Source organism: Leifsonia virtsii (genome assembly GCF_030433675.1).
In the GTDB taxonomy this organism is placed as follows: Bacteria; Actinomycetota; Actinomycetes; order Actinomycetales; family Microbacteriaceae; genus Leifsonia; species Leifsonia virtsii.
Window position 1 is genome coordinate 312143 of record NZ_JAROCB010000004.1, and the last position, 18216, is coordinate 330358.

General features: G+C 70.7%; 16 protein-coding genes. 14 read left to right on the top strand and 2 right to left on the bottom strand.

The window, feature by feature from the left end; genetic code table 11:
* From P5G59_RS15575 to xerD, 5 genes are all read left to right on the top strand, one after another.
* A complete protein-coding gene (locus P5G59_RS15575) occupies positions 1-918 on the top strand; it encodes an NAD kinase (RefSeq protein ID WP_301220150.1) in 918 nt (305 codons plus the stop codon).
* Complete coding sequence (gene recN / locus P5G59_RS15580; protein WP_301219909.1) at positions 911-2653, top strand: DNA repair protein RecN; 1743 nt, start codon at positions 911-913, stop codon at positions 2651-2653. Before P5G59_RS15575 ends, recN begins: the two co-directional genes overlap by 8 nt.
* A gap of 72 nt (positions 2654-2725) precedes the next feature.
* Complete coding sequence (pyrG, locus tag P5G59_RS15585; RefSeq protein WP_363324693.1) at positions 2726-4465, top strand: CTP synthase; 1740 nt, start codon at positions 2726-2728, stop codon at positions 4463-4465.
* Positions 4465-5091 carry an NUDIX domain-containing protein gene (locus P5G59_RS15590; protein WP_301219910.1) on the top strand — a complete coding sequence of 209 codons (627 nt, stop codon included), beginning with the start codon at positions 4465-4467 and terminating at the stop codon, positions 5089-5091. The genes pyrG and P5G59_RS15590 overlap by 1 nt, the downstream gene beginning before the upstream one ends.
* Positions 5088-5993, top strand: coding sequence for a site-specific tyrosine recombinase XerD (xerD, locus tag P5G59_RS15595; RefSeq protein ID WP_301219911.1), 906 nt, complete (start codon positions 5088-5090; stop codon positions 5991-5993). The genes P5G59_RS15590 and xerD overlap by 4 nt, the downstream gene beginning before the upstream one ends.
* Before the next feature lie 32 nt (positions 5994-6025).
* On the opposite strand, the gene P5G59_RS15600 is transcribed toward xerD, so the two are convergent.
* Positions 6026-6544, bottom strand: coding sequence for a GNAT family N-acetyltransferase (locus tag P5G59_RS15600; RefSeq protein ID WP_301220152.1), 519 nt, complete (start codon positions 6542-6544; stop codon positions 6026-6028).
* Positions 6545-6699: 155 nt separating this feature from the next.
* On the opposite strand from P5G59_RS15600, the gene P5G59_RS15605 reads away from it, so the two are divergent.
* From P5G59_RS15605 to der, 7 genes are all read left to right on the top strand, one after another.
* On the top strand, positions 6700-7560 hold the full coding sequence (locus P5G59_RS15605; protein ID WP_301220153.1) for a ParA family protein: 861 nt from the start codon (positions 6700-6702) through the stop codon (positions 7558-7560).
* Positions 7544-8386 (top strand): segregation and condensation protein A, encoded by an 843-nt coding sequence (locus P5G59_RS15610; RefSeq protein ID WP_301219912.1) that lies wholly within the window; start codon positions 7544-7546, stop codon positions 8384-8386. Before P5G59_RS15605 ends, P5G59_RS15610 begins: the two co-directional genes overlap by 17 nt.
* The gene (gene scpB, locus P5G59_RS15615) at positions 8376-9026 is read left to right on the top strand and encodes an SMC-Scp complex subunit ScpB (RefSeq protein ID WP_301219913.1); all 651 of its coding nucleotides are present in this window, start codon (positions 8376-8378) and stop codon (positions 9024-9026) included. Before P5G59_RS15610 ends, scpB begins: the two co-directional genes overlap by 11 nt.
* Positions 9016-9780, top strand: coding sequence for a pseudouridine synthase (locus P5G59_RS15620; protein WP_301219914.1), 765 nt, complete (start codon positions 9016-9018; stop codon positions 9778-9780). Before scpB ends, P5G59_RS15620 begins: the two co-directional genes overlap by 11 nt.
* Before the next feature lie 111 nt (positions 9781-9891).
* Positions 9892-10980 (top strand): prephenate dehydrogenase, encoded by a 1089-nt coding sequence (locus P5G59_RS15625; protein ID WP_301219915.1) that lies wholly within the window; start codon positions 9892-9894, stop codon positions 10978-10980.
* A complete protein-coding gene (cmk, locus tag P5G59_RS15630; protein ID WP_301219916.1) occupies positions 10977-11648 on the top strand; it encodes a (d)CMP kinase in 672 nt (223 codons plus the stop codon). Before P5G59_RS15625 ends, cmk begins: the two co-directional genes overlap by 4 nt.
* On the top strand, positions 11641-13146 hold the full coding sequence (der, locus tag P5G59_RS15635) for a ribosome biogenesis GTPase Der (RefSeq protein WP_301219917.1): 1506 nt from the start codon (positions 11641-11643) through the stop codon (positions 13144-13146). Before cmk ends, der begins: the two co-directional genes overlap by 8 nt.
* Before the next feature lie 5 nt (positions 13147-13151).
* Here der and P5G59_RS15640 read toward each other — a convergent pair whose 3' ends face one another.
* Entirely contained in the window at positions 13152-13865 is a 714-nt protein-coding gene (locus P5G59_RS15640) for a TIGR02391 family protein (protein ID WP_301219918.1), read from the bottom strand.
* 304 nt (positions 13866-14169) lie between these two features.
* Here P5G59_RS15640 and P5G59_RS15645 point away from each other — a divergent pair, with 304 nt between their 5' ends.
* Both P5G59_RS15645 and P5G59_RS15650 read left to right on the top strand, forming a co-directional pair.
* The gene (locus P5G59_RS15645) at positions 14170-16533 is read left to right on the top strand and encodes a glycosyltransferase family 2 protein (protein ID WP_301219919.1); all 2364 of its coding nucleotides are present in this window, start codon (positions 14170-14172) and stop codon (positions 16531-16533) included.
* Positions 16533-18140, top strand: coding sequence for a chitinase (locus P5G59_RS15650; RefSeq protein WP_301219920.1), 1608 nt, complete (start codon positions 16533-16535; stop codon positions 18138-18140). The genes P5G59_RS15645 and P5G59_RS15650 overlap by 1 nt, the downstream gene beginning before the upstream one ends.
* Positions 18141-18216 lie beyond the last annotated feature (76 nt).

The window sequence follows — 18216 nt, forward strand, 5'->3', positions numbered from 1 at the left end:
ATCGGTGGAGCGACGCGGTACATCCTCGTCGTCGCGCACACCGGTCGTGAAGACTCGCTCGAGGCGGGTGTCCGGGTGTCCCGGCAGCTGCTCGACGCGGGCGTCGTCCCCGTGCTCAGCGCCGACGAGCGGCGAGACCTGCTGGAGGCCGACCCGTCGCTCGACGCGGTCCTGGTGCTGGGCGACGACGTGCCGCCGAGCGAGCTGGAGCTGGTCATCGTGCTGGGCGGCGACGGCACCATCCTGCGGGCCGCCGAGCTGGTGCGCGGCTGCTCGGCCCCGCTGCTCGGCGTGAACCTCGGGCACGTCGGCTTCCTCGCCGAGAGCGAGCGCGACGACCTCGAGACCGCGGTCGCCCGCGGGCTCGCCAAGGACTACGAGGTCGAGGAGCGCATGACGCTCTCGGCGCGCGTCAAGGTCGGCCGCGAGGTCGTCTACGAGAGCTGGGCCCTCAACGAGGCCACGGTCGAGAAGGCGAGCCGCGAGCGGATGCTCGAGGTCGTCATCGAGGTCGACGGCCGTCCCATGTCGAGCTTCGGCTGCGACGGGGTCGTCATGTCGACGCCGACCGGCTCCACCGCCTACTCGTTCTCCGCAGGCGGTCCCGTGGTCTGGCCGGGCGTCGCCGCCCTGCTGCTCGTGCCGCTGAGCGCGCACGCGCTGTTCTCCCGGCCGCTGGTGGTCGACGCCGACTCGTCGCTCGCGGTCGAGCTGCTCGACCGCGCGGGCGGCGCCGGCATCCTCTGGTGCGACGGCCGCCGTCCGTTCGACCTCCCGCGCGGCGCGCGCGTCGTCGTGCGCCGGTCGCCGATCCCGGTGCGCCTCGCGCGGCTGCACCCCGGGCCGTTCACCGACCGTCTCGTGCACAAGTTCGACCTTCCCGTGACGGGATGGAGGGGGCCGGCCGGGCGTGACTGAGGTGCGTGGAGGCATCGAGGAGATCTCGATCAGAGACCTTGGCGTCATCGCAGACGCTTCGCTGCCGTTGGGGCCGGGCTTCACGGCGATCACCGGCGAGACCGGCGCGGGCAAGACCATGGTCGTGTCCGCTCTCGGCCTGCTGCTGGGCGAGCGCGCCGACACCGGCGCGGTGCGCCTGGGCAGCACCCAGGCCTGGGTCGAGGGCCGCTGGCGCGTGCCCTCTGCGGGCGATGTCGTCGAGCGCGTGCGCGACGCCGGGGGAGACGTGGATGGGATCGACGCCGACGAGTCGGAGCTCGTGCTCAGCCGCTCGGTCTCGGCGGAGGGCCGTTCCCGCGCCGTCGTCGGCGGCCGCAGCGCCCCGGTCGCGGTGCTGACCGAGCTCGGCGAGCAGCTGGTGGTGGTGCATGGGCAGTCCGACCAGATTCGGCTCCGCTCCGCGATCGCGCAGCGGGCCGCGCTCGACCGCTTCGCCGGCCCCGCGTTCGCCGCGGCGCTCGACACGTACGAGCAGGTGTTCCACCGCTGGCGCGACAACCGCGCCGAGCTCGACGAGCTGGTCGCGGATCAGGACCGCCGCGCCCGCGAGGCCGAAGACCTCCGCATCGCGATGGCCGAGATCGAGTCGATCGCGCCGCAGCCGGGCGAGGACGACGAGTTGGCCGAGCGCGCAGAGCGCCTCACCAACCTCGAAGAGCTGCGCCTCGCCGCGGCCGCCGCCCGAGAGCTGCTCAGCGCGGAGGAGTCCGAGGGGGCCGACGCGCTCGGCCTGCTCGACAATGCCCGCCGCCAGCTGGAACGCGTCGCGCCGCACGACTCCGCCCTGCAGCCGCTCGCCGACTCGGTCACCGAGGCAGGCTACCTGATCTCCGACATCGCGGCGCAGCTGTCCACCTACCTCGCCGCCCTCGACGCCGACGGCGCTCAGGAGCTCGAGGTCGTCCAGGAGCGCCGGGCCGAGCTCGCGTCGCTCGTGCGCAAGTACGGCCCCACCCTCGACGACGTCATCCGCACCCTCGAGACCGGCAGCCTCCGGCTCCTGGAGCTCGACGGCGACGCCGACCGCATCGACGAGTTGAGCCGCGAGGTCGAGGAGGACGCCGCCCTCGTGCGCGAGCTCGCCGCCGGCCTCAGCGCCGAGCGCACGACGGCGGCCGCGCGGCTGGCCGAGGCGGTCAGCGAGGAGCTTTCTGCCCTGGCGATGCCGGACGCGCGGATCGTCGTCGAGGTGACCCAGCGCGACGCCGACGACCTGACCACGTACAGCGCCACCGGCCGCGACCAGGTCGCGATCCTGCTGCAGCCGCATCCGGGCGCAGAGCCCCGCCCGCTCGGCAAGGGCGCGTCCGGCGGCGAGCTGTCGCGCGTGATGCTCGCGATCGAGGTCGTCATCGCCGGCAGCGACCCCGTGCCGACCTTCATCTTCGACGAGGTCGACGCCGGCGTCGGCGGCGCTTCCGCCACCGAGATCGGCCGACGGCTCGCCCGCCTGGCCGAGTCCGCGCAGGTGATCGTCGTGACCCACCTGGCCCAGGTCGCCGCCTTCGCCAACAACCACCTCACGGTCGTGAAGGGCAGCGACGGCGCGGTGACCGCCTCCAGCGTCCGCCGCCTCGACGGCGACGAGCGCATCGCCGAGATGGCGCGCCTGCTCTCGGGCCTGCCCGACTCCGACAGCGGCCTCGCCCACGCCCGCGAACTCGTCGAGCTGGCGGCCGCGGCGCGCCGCTGAGGTGTTCCTCCGACGCATGCGCGCGGTGCTTACCGGCAGAACGCCCCTGTTCGCGTGATAGGCTGCAAGCCCGTGGTGGATTACTCAGACGCGGGCACATCGAACGGCATTACCAAGCACATCTTCGTGACAGGTGGTGTCGTTTCTTCGTTGGGGAAGGGTCTCACGGCCGCCTCTCTCGGCAACCTCCTGACGGCCCGCGGACTGCGCGTCGTCATGCAGAAGCTCGACCCCTACCTCAACGTGGACCCGGGCACCATGAACCCGTTCCAGCACGGCGAGGTCTTCGTGACCGACGACGGCGCCGAGACCGACCTCGACATCGGACACTACGAGCGCTTCCTCGACATCAACCTCGGCCAGTCCGCGAACGTCACCACCGGTCAGATCTACTCCAACGTGATCGCCAAGGAGCGCCGCGGCGAGTACCTCGGCGACACGGTGCAGGTCATCCCGCACATCACCGACGAGATCAAGCGCCGGATGCGGCTGCAGGCTCAGCCCGGCCCCGACGGCGAGCCTGCTCCCGACGTCATCATCACCGAGATCGGCGGAACGGTCGGCGACATCGAGTCGCAGCCGTTCATCGAGTCGGCCCGTCAGGTGCGCCACGAGCTCGGCCGGAAGAACTGCTTCTTCGTGCACGTCTCGCTCGTGCCGTTCATGAACGCGTCCGGCGAGCAGAAGACCAAGCCGACGCAGCACTCCGTCGCCGCCCTCCGCTCCATCGGCATCCAGCCCGACGCGCTCGTGCTGCGCAGCGACCGGCCGGTCTCCGAAAGCAACAAGCGCAAGATCGCGCTCATGTGCGACGTCGACGAGCAGGCCGTGGTCAACGCGGTCGACGTGCCGTCGATCTACGACATCCCGACCATGCTCCACGAGCAGGGCCTCGACGCGTACATCATCGACCAGCTCGGCCTCGACAAGGCCGGCGACGTCGACTGGAACGGCTGGGCGCGGCTGCTGGAGGCGGTGCACGACCCGAAGCACGAGGTCACGATCGGCCTGGTCGGCAAGTACATCGACCTGCCCGACGCCTACCTGTCCGTCACCGAGGCGCTGCGCGCGGGCGGCTTCGCCCACCGCACCAAGGTGAAGCTGAAGTGGATCGCCTCCGACGACGCCCAGACCCCCGAGGGCGCCGCTGCCCAGCTGAGCGACGTGGATGCGATCTGCGTCCCCGGCGGGTTCGGGGTGCGCGGCATCGAGGGCAAGGTCGGCGCGCTGCGCTTCGCCCGTGAGAACGGCATCCCGGCGCTCGGCCTGTGCCTGGGCCTCCAGTGCATGGTCATCGAGTACGCCCGCCACGAGGCGGGACTGGCCGGTGCGTCGTCGTCGGAGTTCGACCCGGAGACCGAGTTCCCCGTGATCGCGACCATGGCGGAGCAGGTGGACATCATCGCCGGCGGCGACCTGGGCGGCACCATGCGCCTAGGGCTGTACCCGGCGAACCTCGCCGAGGGATCGCTGGTCTCCGAGCTGTATGGCGCCCCGGAGGCGTCGGAGCGTCACCGCCACCGCTACGAGGTGAACAACAACTACCGCGAGCAGATCGCCGACGCCGGCCTGTGGTTCTCCGGCACCTCGCCCGACGGGCACCTCGTGGAGTACGTGGAGCTGCCGCGCGACGTGCACCCGTTCTACGTCGGGACGCAGGCGCACCCGGAGCTCCGTTCGCGCCCGAACCGCGCGCACCCGCTGTTCGCGGGTCTCGTCGGTGCGGCGCTCGAGCGCCAGAAGGCCAGCCTGCTCTTCGAGGTCACCGAAGCCGACACCGAGGCCGAGGCCGAGCTGGCGGCCGAGGCCTGATGACCGCGGAGCTGAACGACCAGCCCTTCCGCCCGGAGATCGTCTCCACCGAGACGGCCTTCGAGGGGAGGATCTGGAACGTCCGCCGCGACGTCTTCCGCTACAACGGTGAGGAGATCACCCGCGAGTACGTCGACCACACCGGCGCCGTCGCCATCCTGGCGATGGACGACGACGGCCGCGTGCTGCTCATCCGGCAGTACCGCCACCCCGTCCGGCACCGCGACTGGGAGATCCCGGCCGGGCTGCTCGACCAGGACGGCGAGGACCCGCTGGCCGCGGCGAAGCGCGAGCTGGGCGAGGAGGCCGACCTCGAGGCCGACGAGTGGAACGTGCTCACCGACGTGTTCACCAGCCCCGGCGGCAACGACGAGTCGATCCGCATCTACCTCGCGCGCGGCATCCGCCCCACCGGGTCCGCGTTCGACCGTGAGGCCGAAGAGGCCGACATCGAGCTGCGCTGGACGCCGCTCGACGAGGCCGTGGACGCGGTGCTGCAGCGCCGCGTCCACAACGCCCCGCTGATCATCGCCCTGCTGACCGCGCGCACCGCGCGGGAGCGGGGATGGAGCACGCTCGGCGGGGCGAACGAGCCCTGGCCGAGCCACCCCAAGCTGAGCAGATGACCGTCGCGGCCGACGTCGACGCCTTCCTGCGGCACGTCGCCATCGAGCGCGGCCTCTCGGCGAACACGGTGGCCGCCTACCGGCGCGATCTCGCCGTCTACGGCGGTTGGCTGGAGCAGCAGGGCGTCGTGGACGTCGCCGCGGTGACGCCGGCGACGCTCTCCGCGTTCGCCGTGCACCTCGGGACGCGGCAGGAGTCGCCGCTGACCGCGTCCTCCCTCGCGCGGATGCTGTCGACCGTTCGCGGCTTCCACCGCTTCCTGCTGGAGGAGGGCCGCGTGGAGGTGGACGCGGCGCGCGACCTGCGGCCGCCGAAGCTGCCGAGCCGGCTGCCGAAGGCGATCACGGTCGAGCAGGTGTCGGCGCTGCTCGCCGCCACGGACGGCGACGAGGTCGCGGACCTGCGCGACAAGGCCCTGCTGGAGCTGATGTACGCGACCGGCGCGCGCGTCAGCGAGGCGGTCGGGCTCAACGTGGACGACGTGATCGACACCGACGTCGTGCGGCTCACCGGAAAGGGCAGCAAGCAGCGCATCGTCCCGCTCGGCTCGTACGCGCAGGCAGCCGTCTCGGCGTACCTGGTGCGGGCGCGTCCCGTGCTGTCGGCACGCGGGCGGGCAACCCCCGCGCTGTTCCTCGGGATGCGCGGCGCGCGGCTGTCGCGGCAGAACGTGTGGCTGATCATCCGCGCCGCCGCGGAGCGCGCGAAGCTCGGCGTGGAGGTCTCGCCGCACACCCTCCGGCACTCGTTCGCAACGCACCTGCTCGCCGGGGGAGCCGATGTCCGAGTGGTGCAGGAGCTGCTCGGCCACTCCTCCGTCGCCACCACGCAGATCTACACGCTCGTCACCGCCGACACCCTGCGCGACGTCTACGTCTCGGCGCACCCCCGCGCCCGCTGATCCGCTTCGCGATTCGTGACGAACGCGCGGGGTCAGGGGAGGGTGCGGTGCCGGCGGCGCGGCGCGCGGCGGCGCAGCCACACGTAGACGGAGCCGCCGTCGAAGCCGGCCCGGCGCGTCGGGGCGAAGCCCAACTTGCGGAGCACGCCGAACGACGGCGCGTTCCAGGTCGCGACCGTCGCCCAGACCACGGGGAACCCGGCGTCGAACGCGGCGTCCGCCACAGCCGCCGCCGCCTCGGTGGCGTACCCGCTGCCGACGTGCCCGCGCAGCAGCTCGTAGGCGAGTTCCGGCTGCGCGGGGGTCGCACGGCCGACGACGAGGCCGCAATAGCCGACCGGTTCGCCCGTCCCGGCGAGCTCGACCGTGTAGAGCCCGAAGCCGCGCTCGTCGAACGCGGCGCGCTGCGCGTCCAGCCGCTCGCGCTCCTCGTCGAGGCCTCCCGCCGCGCGGCCCAGCGGGTGCTCGGCCAGCAGCGCGAGGTTCCACTCCGCATCACGCCCGTCTCGCGGGCGCAGACGCAGGCGCGGGGTCTCCAGGGCGGACGGCATCGGCTGCACCCGACCACCGTACCGAACCGCCGGGCGCACGCCCCGCAAGCGGGGCACGGCGCGCATAGACTGTTCCCTTGACAGAGCCCGTGATGAGAGGGATGAGGAACACCCAGGTGACGCGCAACGACGAGGTCGAGACCCAGCTTCCTGGCATGGATGACGCATCCATCGCCGTGAAGCCCGGGCCCACCGGTCGTCCGCTGCGCGCGTTCCCCGTGCCCGCCCCGCTCGCCCAGCACGGCCCGGCGAAGATCATCGCCCTGTGCAACCAGAAGGGCGGGGTCGGCAAGACGACGACCTCCATCAACCTGGGCGCGACGCTCGCCGACTACGGCCGCCGCGTGCTGGCCATCGACTTCGACCCGCAGGGCGCGCTCTCCGCCGGCCTCGGGGCCCAGACGCACGACGCCACCACCATCTACGACCTGCTGCTGAACCGCAACGCGGACGTACAGGGAGCCATCCAGACCACCTCGGTGCCCGGCCTCGACATCATCCCGGCGAACATCGACCTGTCCGCGGCCGAGGTGCACCTGGTCAACGAGGTGGCGCGCGAGCAGATCCTCGCCGGCGTGCTGCGCAAGGTGTCGAACGACTACGACGTCATCCTGATCGATTGCCAGCCCTCGCTCGGCATCCTGACCGTGAACGCGCTCACCGCGAGCCACGGCGTGCTCATCCCGCTGGAGTGCGAGTACTTCGCGCTGCGCGGCGTCGCGCTCCTGATCGAGACGATCGACAAGGTGCGCGAGCGGCTGAACCCCGCGATCGAGCTCGACGGCATCCTCGCCACCATGTACGACTCGCGCACGCTGCACTCCCGCGAGGTGCTGGAGCGCGTCGTCGACGCCTTCGGCGACCGGGTGCTCGAGACGGTGATCTCGCGCACGGTGAAGTTCCCGGACGCGTCGGTCGCCGCCACCCCGATCACGCAGTTCGCGCCGGAGCACCAGGCGGCGGAGGCGTACCGGCAGCTGGCGCGGGAACTGGTGTTCCGTGGCGCCGTCGCCTGACACGGCCGAACCGGACGCGATCGAACCGGACGCCGCCGCGGAGCCTGCGGGCTTCCGCGTCTCGCTCGGCGACTTCGAGGGCCCCTTCGACCTGCTGCTCTCGCTGATCACCAAGCACGAGCTGGACATCACCGAGATCTCGCTCAGCCGCGTGACGGACGAGTTCATCGCCTACCTGCGGCAGCTCGACACCGACGAGAGCCTCGACGAGGCCAGTGAGTTCCTGCTCGTCGCCGCGACCCTGCTCGACCTCAAGGTGGCGGGGCTGCTGCCGCAGGGCGAGCTGGTGGATGCGGAGGACGTCGCCCTGCTGGAGGCGCGCGACCTGCTGTTCGCGCGGCTCCTGCAGTACCGCGCCTTCAAGGAGGCGTCCGCCTGGTTCGCCCAGCGCCTGGAGGCAGAGAGCGCCCGCCACGCGCGCACCGTGCGGCTGGAGGACAAGTTCCGGCAGAGCACGCCGGAGCTCGTCTGGACGCTGAGCCTCGACGACTTCGCCGCGCTCGCGACCCTGGCGATGACGCCGCGCGAGGTGCCCGTCATGGGTCTGGACCACCTGCACGCGCCGCTGATCAGCATCCGGGAGCAGGCGGCGATCGTCGTCGGGATGCTGCGGCACGGCGAGCCGATGAGCTTCCGGCAGCTGGTCGCCGGCGCCGAGCAGAAGGGCGTGGTCGTCGCCCGGTTCCTCGCCGTGCTGGAGCTGTACCGCCGGGCCGCGCTCGCCTTCGAGCAGCTGGAGCCGCTGGGGGAGCTGACGCTGCGCTGGACGGCGGAGCACTGGTCCGAGGAGAACCTGTCGAATCTGGGAGCCGACTATGACGGTTGAGGACGTGGCCGCGGACGCGGTCGAGGAGGTCGTCGTCGACGGCGACGACGTGACGGACACCACAGAGGTGCCCGCGCCTGTCGAGGACGCGCGGATCGAGCGGGCGCTGGAGGCCATCCTGATGGTCGCGGACGAGCCGATGAGCGTCGTGACGCTGGCGACGGCCGTCGGCGCGCCGGTGAAGCGCGTGCGTGCCGCGATCGAGGCCCTGGTCGCCGACTTCGACGGCGAGGACGGCGGCGTGCGCCGCGGGTTCGAGCTGCGCGAGGTCGGCGGCGGCTGGCGCGTCTACGTGCGCGAGGAGTTCGACGCCGTCGTCTCCGGGTACGTGCTGCAGCAGAACCCGACCAAGCTGTCGCAGGCGGCGCTGGAGACGCTCGCGGTAATCGCGTACAAGCAGCCGATCAGCCGCGGGGCCATCGCGTCCATCCGTGCCGTCAACGTGGACTCGGTGGTGCGGACGCTGCTCGGCCGCGGCCTCATCACCGAGCTGTTCACCGACAGCGAGACCGGCGCGATCAACTACGGCACGACCGACCTGCTGCTCACCCAGCTCGGCATCAACTCGATCGACGAGCTGCCCAAGATCTCGCCGCTGCTCAGCGACGGCGCCGACGGGTTCGACGGCGATGTCCGCTGAGTCCGGCGCGCAGGGTTCGCAGGGCGAGCGCCTGCAGAAGGTGATGGCGGCCGCCGGTGTGGCGTCGCGGCGGGTGTCGGAGGACCTCATTGTCGCCGGCCGGGTGACCGTCAACGGCACGGTCGTGACCGAGCTGGGCACGCGCGTCGACCCCGCGACGGACAAGGTCGCGGTGGACGGAACGGCGGTGCAGCTCGACACCTCCCGCCGGTACGTGATGCTCAACAAGCCGGTCGGGGTGGTGAGCTCGATGCGCGACGAGCAGGGGCGTCCCGATCTCTCGCGGTTCACGGCAGGCTATCCGGAGCGGCTGTTCAATGTGGGCCGGCTGGATGCGGAGACCTCCGGGCTGCTGATCCTCACCAACGACGGCGAGCTGGCGCACGTGCTGGCGCATCCGTCGTTCGGTGTGACCAAGACGTACATCGCGCGCGTGCGCGGGCTGGTGACGCCGCAGACGCTCTCACGGCTGACGAAGGGCGTCGAGCTGGAGGACGGCCCGATCGCCGCCGACAAGGCCAAGCTGCTGCAGTCGCACCAGCGCGAGGGGGAATCGCTGGTGGAGATCACGCTGCACTCCGGGCGCAACCGGATCGTGCGGCGGATGCTCGCCGAGGTCGGCCACCCGGTCGTCGAGCTCGTGCGCCGCCAGTTCGGCCCGCTGCACCTCGGAACACTGAAGGTCGGCCAGCTGCGCGACCTCACGAAGGCCGAGCTCGGCCAGCTGCTCACCATCTCCCGCGAGTCCCGCTGACCGCTCCGCGATTCGTCACGAATGCGGCTCTTTCGTGACGAACGGGCTCCATTCGTCACGAATGGTGCAGGGGTGGGAACGGGGGTCGGCGGCGCTGGATAGGGTGGACGGGTGACTGAGATCGCTGCCCGCCTGACCGGGCCCGTCCGCGTCGTCGGCGCGGGGCTGCTCGGCGCGTCCGTCGGACTCGGGCTGCGCGCCCGCGGTGTCGACGTGGTGCTCGCCGACGCCTCGCCTGCCCACCTCCGGCTGGCCGCGGACTATGGCGCGGGAAGGCTCGACGACGGGGGAGCGGAGCCGACGCTGATCGTCGTCGCCGTGCCGCCGGATCTCACCGGCCGGGTCATCGCCGATGAGCTGGCGGCGCATCCCGGGTCGGTGGTCACCGACGTGGCCAGCGTCAAGGTCGCGCCCCTCGCCGAGCTCGAGGAGGCCAGCGTCGACCTCTCCCGCTACGTCGGCGGACATCCGCTCGCCGGCCGTGAGCGGGGTGGCCCGTCGGCGGCGCGCGCCGACCTGTTCATCGGCCGACCCTGGGTGGTGGCCGCCCGGCCCGAGAACCCGCGCTCGGCGGTGAGCCTGGTCGAGTCGCTCATCCTCGACCTGGGCGCGACCCCCGTCGAGATGGAGGCCGCTCAGCACGACGCCGCCGTCGCGCTCGTCTCGCACGCGCCCCAGATCGTCTCCTCCCTCATGGCCAAGCGGCTGACCGACTCTCCGGATGCGGCGCTCGCCTTGGCGGGCCAGGGCGTGCGCGACGTCACGCGCATCGCCGCGAGCGAGCCGGAGCTGTGGGTGCAGATCCTCGGGGCGAACGCTCCGGCGATCGTCGAGATCCTGCGCGCCTACCGCGACGACCTCGACCGCGTGCTCGTCGCACTCGGCGACGTGGATGCCGCCGGCGCTCGGCGAACCATCGCAGAGGAGATCGCGGGCGGCAACGCCGGTGTCTCCCGGCTGCCGGGCAAGCACGGCCAGGACCGGAAATATTCGAGGTTCGTGGTGATGGTGGAGGACCGCCCCGGCGAACTGGCCCGCCTGCTGCAGGAGCTGGGCGAGCTCGGCGTGAACATGGAGGACCTGCGGCTGGAGCACTCGCCCGGCGCGCCGTTCGGCCTCGCCGACATCGCGGTGCTGCCCGAGGTGGTGCACCGCACCGTGGACGACCTGACCGAACGTGGATGGAGGATCACCGGATGACCGAGACCATCGTCGTCGCCGTCGACGGTCCCGCGGGGAGCGGCAAGTCGAGTGTGAGCAAGGCCGCGGCCCGGCGCCTCGGCTGGGCGTACCTCGACACCGGGGCCGCCTACCGCGCGCTCAGCTGGTACGTGGTCGCCCGGCAGCTCGACCCCGCCGACTCCGCCGCGGTGATCGACGCGCTGCCCGACTTCGACTACCGGATCGGCACCGACCCCGACACGTACCACGTGTTCGTCGGCGATCGGGATGTGACGGAGGCGATCCGCACGCCCGAGGTCACCGCCGTCGTCAGCGCGATCGCGCGCGTCCCGGAGGTGCGGGCGTTCCTCACCGGGCTGTTCCGCGACATCATCCGCACGACCGACCGCGACGGGATCGTGGTTGAGGGGCGCGACATCACGACGGTGGTGTGCCCGGATGCCCCGGTGCGCATCCTGCTGACCGCCGACGAAGCCGTTAGAATGGCCAGGCGTTCCGCGGAGCTGACCGGCCATTCCGCCGCCCACGTCGGTGAGGCCCTCCGCAGACGCGACGCGGCAGACTCCCGCGTCGTCGACTTCATGAACGCCGCGGACAGTGTGACCACCGTCGACTCCACCGACCTCGACTTCGACCAGACCGTCGACGCGGTCATCCAGGTCGTACAGAAAGCAGCCCATGTCTGACATCGAGAACGAGCCCACCGGCGACGACGACCTCGTCGCCCGCCTTTCGGAGATCGACGAAGATCTTGCCGTCCAGCGCGCCAACGCCCTGCGCAGCGGTCTGGACGAGTACGAGCTCGACGAGACCGACCTCGACCTGCTCGAGATCGCCGGCGAGGACGTCGAGGGCATCACCTACCTGCCCGCCCTGCCCGTGCTGGCCATCGTCGGCCGCCCGAACGTCGGCAAGTCGGCCCTCGTCAACCGGATCCTCGGCCGCCGCGAGGCCGTCGTGGAGGACACCCCCGGCGTGACGCGCGACCGCGTCTCGTACCAGGCGGAGTGGAACGGCCGCCGCTTCACCCTCGTCGACACCGGCGGCTGGGAGCCCGACGCCCGCGGCATCGACGCCTCCGTCGCGGCGCAGGCGGAGGTCGCGATCGACCTCGCCGACGCCGTCCTCTTCGTCGTGGACGCGACCGTCGGCGCCACCTCGACCGACGAGCACGTCGTCCGCCTGCTTCGCAAGACCAAGAAGCCCGTCTTCCTCGCCGCCAACAAGGTGGACGACGCCCGCCAGGAACCGTACGCGACCGAGCTGTGGTCGCTCGGACTGGGGGAGCCGCATCCCGTCTCCGCCCTGCACGGCCGCGGCGTCGCCGACCTGCTTGACGAGATCCTGAAGGTGCTGCCGGAGGAGTCGGCGGTCGCCAAGCGCGAGATCGGCGGTCCGCGCCGGGTCGCCATCATCGGCCGGCCGAACGTTGGCAAGTCGTCGCTGCTGAACAAGACCGCGGGCGAGGAGCGCGTGGTCGTCAACGAGCTCGCGGGCACCACGCGCGACCCGGTCGACGAGCAGGTCGAGCTGGGCGGCAAGGTCTGGCGGTTCGTCGACACGGCCGGCATCCGCCGCCGTGTGCACCTGCAGCAGGGCGCCGACTTCTACGCGTCGCTGCGCACCTCCACCGCCCTGGAGAAGGCGGAGGTCGCCGTGGTCGTGCTCGACGTGAGCGAGCCGATCAGCGAGCAGGACGTCCGCATCATCGACCTCGTGCTGGAGTCGGGCCGCGCGCTCGTGCTCGCCTTCAACAAGTGGGACCTGCTCGACGACGACCGCCGCCGCTACCTGGAGCGCGAGATCGAGCAGGACCTCGCGCACGTCTCGTGGGCGCCGCGCGTCAACATCTCGGCGCGCACCGGCCGCCACCTGGAGAAGCTGGTGCCCGCGCTGGAGCTGGCGCTGGAGTCGTGGGACACCCGCATCCCGACCGGCAAGTTCAACGCGTTCCTGGCCGAGCTCACGGCGGCGCACCCGCACCCGGTGCGCGGCGGGAAGCAGCCGCGCATCCTGTTCGGCACGCAGGCGTCCAGCCGTCCGCCGACATTCGTCGTGTTCACCACCGGCTTCCTCGACCCGGGCTACCGCCGGTACATCATCCGCCGCCTGCGCGAGGTGTACGGCTTCGAGGGCACGCCCATCGTGCTCAACATGCGGGTGCGGGAGAAGCGCAAGCGCTAGCGACGCTATTCTTGCTCCGCGACCTCCACGGCGCACATATCTACCCATCGGGCTATGACCGAGAAAGCAGCCAAGAGTTCCAGGGCCTCATGCTCGCGAAGGTCTAGTTGTTCCTCGTGAGCTAACGGGTTCCTTATGGCCATAAAGGCACCGCGTGCGAAGTGCATTGCGCCTTCCTGACGCGATTTCCACGTCGTGGAGTCGCGGGGACCGTCGAACCGAAGCCTGTTCTTCCCCGGAACCGGGGGAGCGGCGCTGAAGGCCTCGATACAGAGTGTCGAATCGCTGATATCGCGTCGACCTACCTTGTTTTGGATCTCCGCGTTTACTTTCTTGGCTGCTGTCTCGACGGCGTCGGAATGGTGTCCGCTTTCCCAGAGAGACCGAGCGGATTGCCACACCCATCCGTGCATTCGATCCGCGCGCAACAATGGCGAGTCCGCCTGCAGGTTTTCTTCGATCTCAGATCGGAACAAAATCTCCCCACGGATTCGCTGAATCGCGCTGGATAAGTATGAACTTGAGTCTGACCAGTGCCATCTCCAGTCCTCGAACAGCTCTTGGGCTATCGCCTCCACGGGCACCTTACGCAGCAGCAACTCCCGTTCGATGGCTCGGCGTTCGTCCGCCGCAGGCGCGCCCTTCTTCCGGGCGTCCCGCAGACGATCAACGGACTCTTGGAGTGAGTCGAGCTTCGCTAATGCCCATTCTGAGTTCACGGGTCAAAAGTAGCGTCCCGGCTGCCGGAGAGCGCCAGCATGCCTCGAACCGGATATCGCAATCCCACCAAGATTGATCCTCGACCTTGGTGGGATAACGATGCATACGCATAGACACCGATTGCGCAAGGCTGACACGCGGGCGCCCTCTGCGAATCGGGACAGGGAGGTCACCCCAAAGAGGGGGCGACCATAATGGGGGTATTTGTACCCCGATATGTCCTCACTAGTGTGGACAACCGGGAGCTACCCGACCGTGCCCACCCGAGGGCCGGGCTCCCGTGATCAAGGACGCATACCCGACATGAGTTCTACAGCCGAATACACCCTTGCCCGAAAGCGCCAGCTCGGTTCCGAGAAGCGCACTGAGCCGCTCCCGACGGTGCACCCGAAGCCGTCGGACCGCAAGATCACCTGGAGCCGCGTCGCCATCGTGCTGACCGTGCTCTTCTGGGCGATCTACGTGGTCACCACGATCATCCGCCAGTTCATCGACAGCGGCAGCCAGAACTTCCGCTTCACGATGGAGGCCATCGGCTACACGGTCGTGGTGACCTTCCTCACCTTCTCCGCCCTGATGTACCTGGTCGCCCGGCAAGGGGCGCTGCAGCGCTTCCAGAAGCACGTCCGCGTGCCGCGCGCAGAGCTCGACCGCCACTTCGCCGAGAACCAGCCCTCGATCACCGTGCTCGTGCCCTCCTACGCGGAGGAGCCGGAGGTCGTCAGGATGACGCTGCTCTCCGCCGCGCTGCAGGAGTTCCCGTCGAAGCGCGTCGTGCTGCTCCTCGACGACAACCCGAACCCGACCGACCCGGCCGTGCGCGACCGGCTGGAGGCCACCCGCGACCTGGCCCACGACATCCTCGCGATGCTGGCCGAGCCACGCTTCCGCTTCACCGACGCGCTGCTGCGCTACGAGCTCGGCGACACCGGCGTGTACGCGACCGAGGAGTCCGCCCTCGAGCTGGCCGCGCACTACCGCTGGGCCGCCGAGTGGCTATACGCCCAGGCCGACCAGCACGCGCTGGGCGACCACGTCGACGTGTTCTTCGCCGACCAGGTGCTCCGCGCCCTCGGCGACGACCTCGCGCTGACCGGGGAGGCCGTCTCCGCGGCGATCGCCGAGGGCGCGTCCCTCACCTCCAAGCGAGTCGCGCAGCTCTACCGGCGTCTCGCCTGGACGTTCGACGCCGACCTCGCCGTGTTCGAGCGCAAGAAGTGGGCGTCGCTGTCGCACGAAGCCAACAAGGCCATGAACCTGAACGCCTACATCGGCCTGATGGGCGGCACCTACCGCGTCGAGGAGACGCCGGACGGCCCCATCCTGAACCCGGTCCCGGCCGGCCAGCGCCGCGCGGGTGACGTCGAGATCCCGGACAGCGACTTCCTGCTGACGCTGGACGCCGACTCGATCCTGCTCCGCGAGTACTGCCTCCGGCTGACGTACTTCCTGCAGCAGCCCGACAACGCGCGGGTCGCGGTCACCCAGACCCCGTACTCGTCGTTCCGCGGCGCGGGCACGCGCATCGAGCGCCTCGCCGGCGCGACCACCGACATCCAGCACATCCTGCACCAGGGCAAGTCGTACTACGGCGCCACGTTCTGGGTGGGCGCGAACGCGGTCATCCGCAAGCGCGCGCTGGAGGACATCGTCGAGACCGAGTACGTCGGCGGGTTCGAGGTGCGCCGCTACATCCAGGACCGCACGGTCATCGAGGACACCGAGTCGAGCATCGACCTGGGCACCCACGGCTGGACGCTGGTGAACTACCCCGAGCGCCTCAGCTACTCGGCGACCCCGCCGGACTTCGGCTCCCTGATCGTGCAGCGGCGACGCTGGGCGAACGGCGGCCTGCTGATCCTGCCGAAGCTGTGGCGTCAGGTGAAGGAGCGCAAGCGCCGCGGCGAGAGCGTCTCCCGCATCGAGCTGCTGCTGCGGGTCAACTACATGGCCTCCATCAGCTGGGCGAGCTTCGGCCTGGTGTTCCTGCTGGCGTACCCGTACGACGGCCGGCTGCTCAGCCCCATGGTGCTGCTCGCCGCGCTGCCCTACTTCATCAGCCAGGCTGCAGACCTGCGCTACAGCGGCTACAAGGCCACCGACATCTTCCGGATCTACGGCTTCAACCTCATCCTGCTCCCGGTCAACCTGGCGGGCGTGCTGAAGTCGATCCAGCAGTCGCTGACCGGCAAGAAGATCCCGTTCGCCCGCACGCCGAAGGTGAAGAACCGCACCGCGTCGCCGCTGCTGTACGTGCTCGCCCCGCTCGCGATCGTCGCCTTCTCGCTGTTCACCCTGTGGCGCGACGTGAACGCGCAGAACTGGGGCAACGCCGCCTTCGCCGCCTTCAACGCGACGCTGGCGATCTGGGCGATCGTCGCCTACATCGGCATCGGCAACACCATCGTCGACATCTGGCTCGGGATGACGAAGCCGCTGTACGTGTCCACCTCCCGGAAGCGCACGGCCGCCGTCGTGGAGCCGGTCACCGAGTCGCTGGACTGGCGTTCCGTGCTCTACCACGGTCACGCCGGCGGCGAGGTGCCGCACCTCGCGGGCGTCGGCGCGGTGGTCGAGCCGGCCGCCGAAGCTCACGCAGCCGAGGCGCAGGCGGCGGAGCCGCAGCCCGGCGACGTGTCCGTCACCGGCGAGAAGCAGGCCGCCTGATGGCCCGCGCGAGGAAGGCCGCGGCGCAGGACGCCGTGGAGCGGGCCCAAGCGCCCGAGTCGGACGGCGGTCGCCGCCTGTCCGTGTGGCGCGTCATCGGCGCGGCGCTCGTCGCCGCGGTCGTCGTCTCCGCCGGCGCCGTCGGCTTCCAGTGGTGGAGCGCGAAGGCCGCCGTGGATGTGCGGCCCTGGTTCGCCTCCTACGTGGATGTGACGGCGACGCCGCGGTTCGCGTTCGAGAACCTCGGGAGCACCGACACCAAGGACGCCGTCCTCTCGTTCGTCGTCTCGTCGAAGCAGGACCCGTGCGAGCCCAGCTGGGGCGCCGCGTACACGCTCGACGAGGCGCGCGGCTCGCTCGACCTCGACCGCCGCATCGCCCGGCTGCAGCAGCAGGGCGGAACGGTCGCCGTGTCGTTCGGCGGCCAGCGGAACGACGAGCTCGCGGTCGGCTGCACCGACGAGTCCGCCCTGAAGAAGGCGTACGCCTCGGTGGTGGACCGCTACAAGGTCGGCACCATCGACCTCGACCTGGAGGGAAGCGGGCTGTCGGATTCCGGCGCCGCCGAGCGCCGGGCCGCCGCCATCGCCTCCCTGCAGCAGGAGCGCCGCACGACCGGCAAGAGCCTCGCCGTGTGGCTGACGCTCCCCGTCGCCCCCACCGGCATGACGTCGGACGCCACCGACGCGATCGCCGCCATGCTCAAGGCGAAGGTCGACATCGCGGGCGTCAACGTGATGACGATGGACTTCGGCGACGCCAAGAAGGCGAAGACCTCGATGGCGAAGACCGCAGAGTCCGCCGTCTCGGCCGCACAGCGCCAGCTCGGCGTGCTCTACGACCGCGCCGGCCTGCACCAGAGCGACCCCAGCCTGTGGGCGAAGCTGGGCGCCACCCCGATGATCGGCCAGAACGATGTCGAGGCCGAGGTTTTCACCCTGCAGGACGCCGCCGCGTTCAACAGCTGGGCGGTGTCCACCGGGCTCGGCCGGATGTCGATGTGGTCGGCCAACCGCGACAAGACCTGCGGCTCGAACTACGTGGACCTGTCGGTCGTCTCGGACGCCTGCAGCGGCGTGAACCAGGGCAAGAAGACGTTCGCCGCGACACTCGCCAAGGGCTTCGCCGGCCACATCGCGCTGGGGGAGGGGGCCGTCACCACGGCCGAGCCGACCACCGCCGCCGCCAAGGACGACCCGAAGACCTCGCCGTACCCGATCTGGGCCGACAAGAACTCGTACCTGAAGGGCACGAAGGTGGTCTGGCACCACAACGTGTACCAGGCGAAGTGGTGGACCAAGGGCGACGTCCCGGACAACCCCGTGCTGAACGCGTGGGAGACGCCGTGGGAGCTGGTGGGCCCGGTGCTGCCGGGTGAGACGCCCATCCCGCAGCCGACCCTGCCCGCCGGCACGTACCCGACCTGGAGCGGCACGACCCCGTACGACAAGGGCCAGCGCGTCCTGTTCGACGGTGTGCCCTTCGAGGCCAAGTGGTGGACGCAGGGCGACAGCCCCGAGGCCGCGTCCGCTGACCCCGACTCGTCGCCGTGGGCTCCGCTCACGCAGGACGAGATCGACCAGATCCTCGGCGGCTCCGGCCGCTGAACCAGAATCGGCGGCGGGACGCTGACTCCCCCCATCGCGTCCCGTCGCCGACTTGACCCGGACCCCCGCTGCGGGG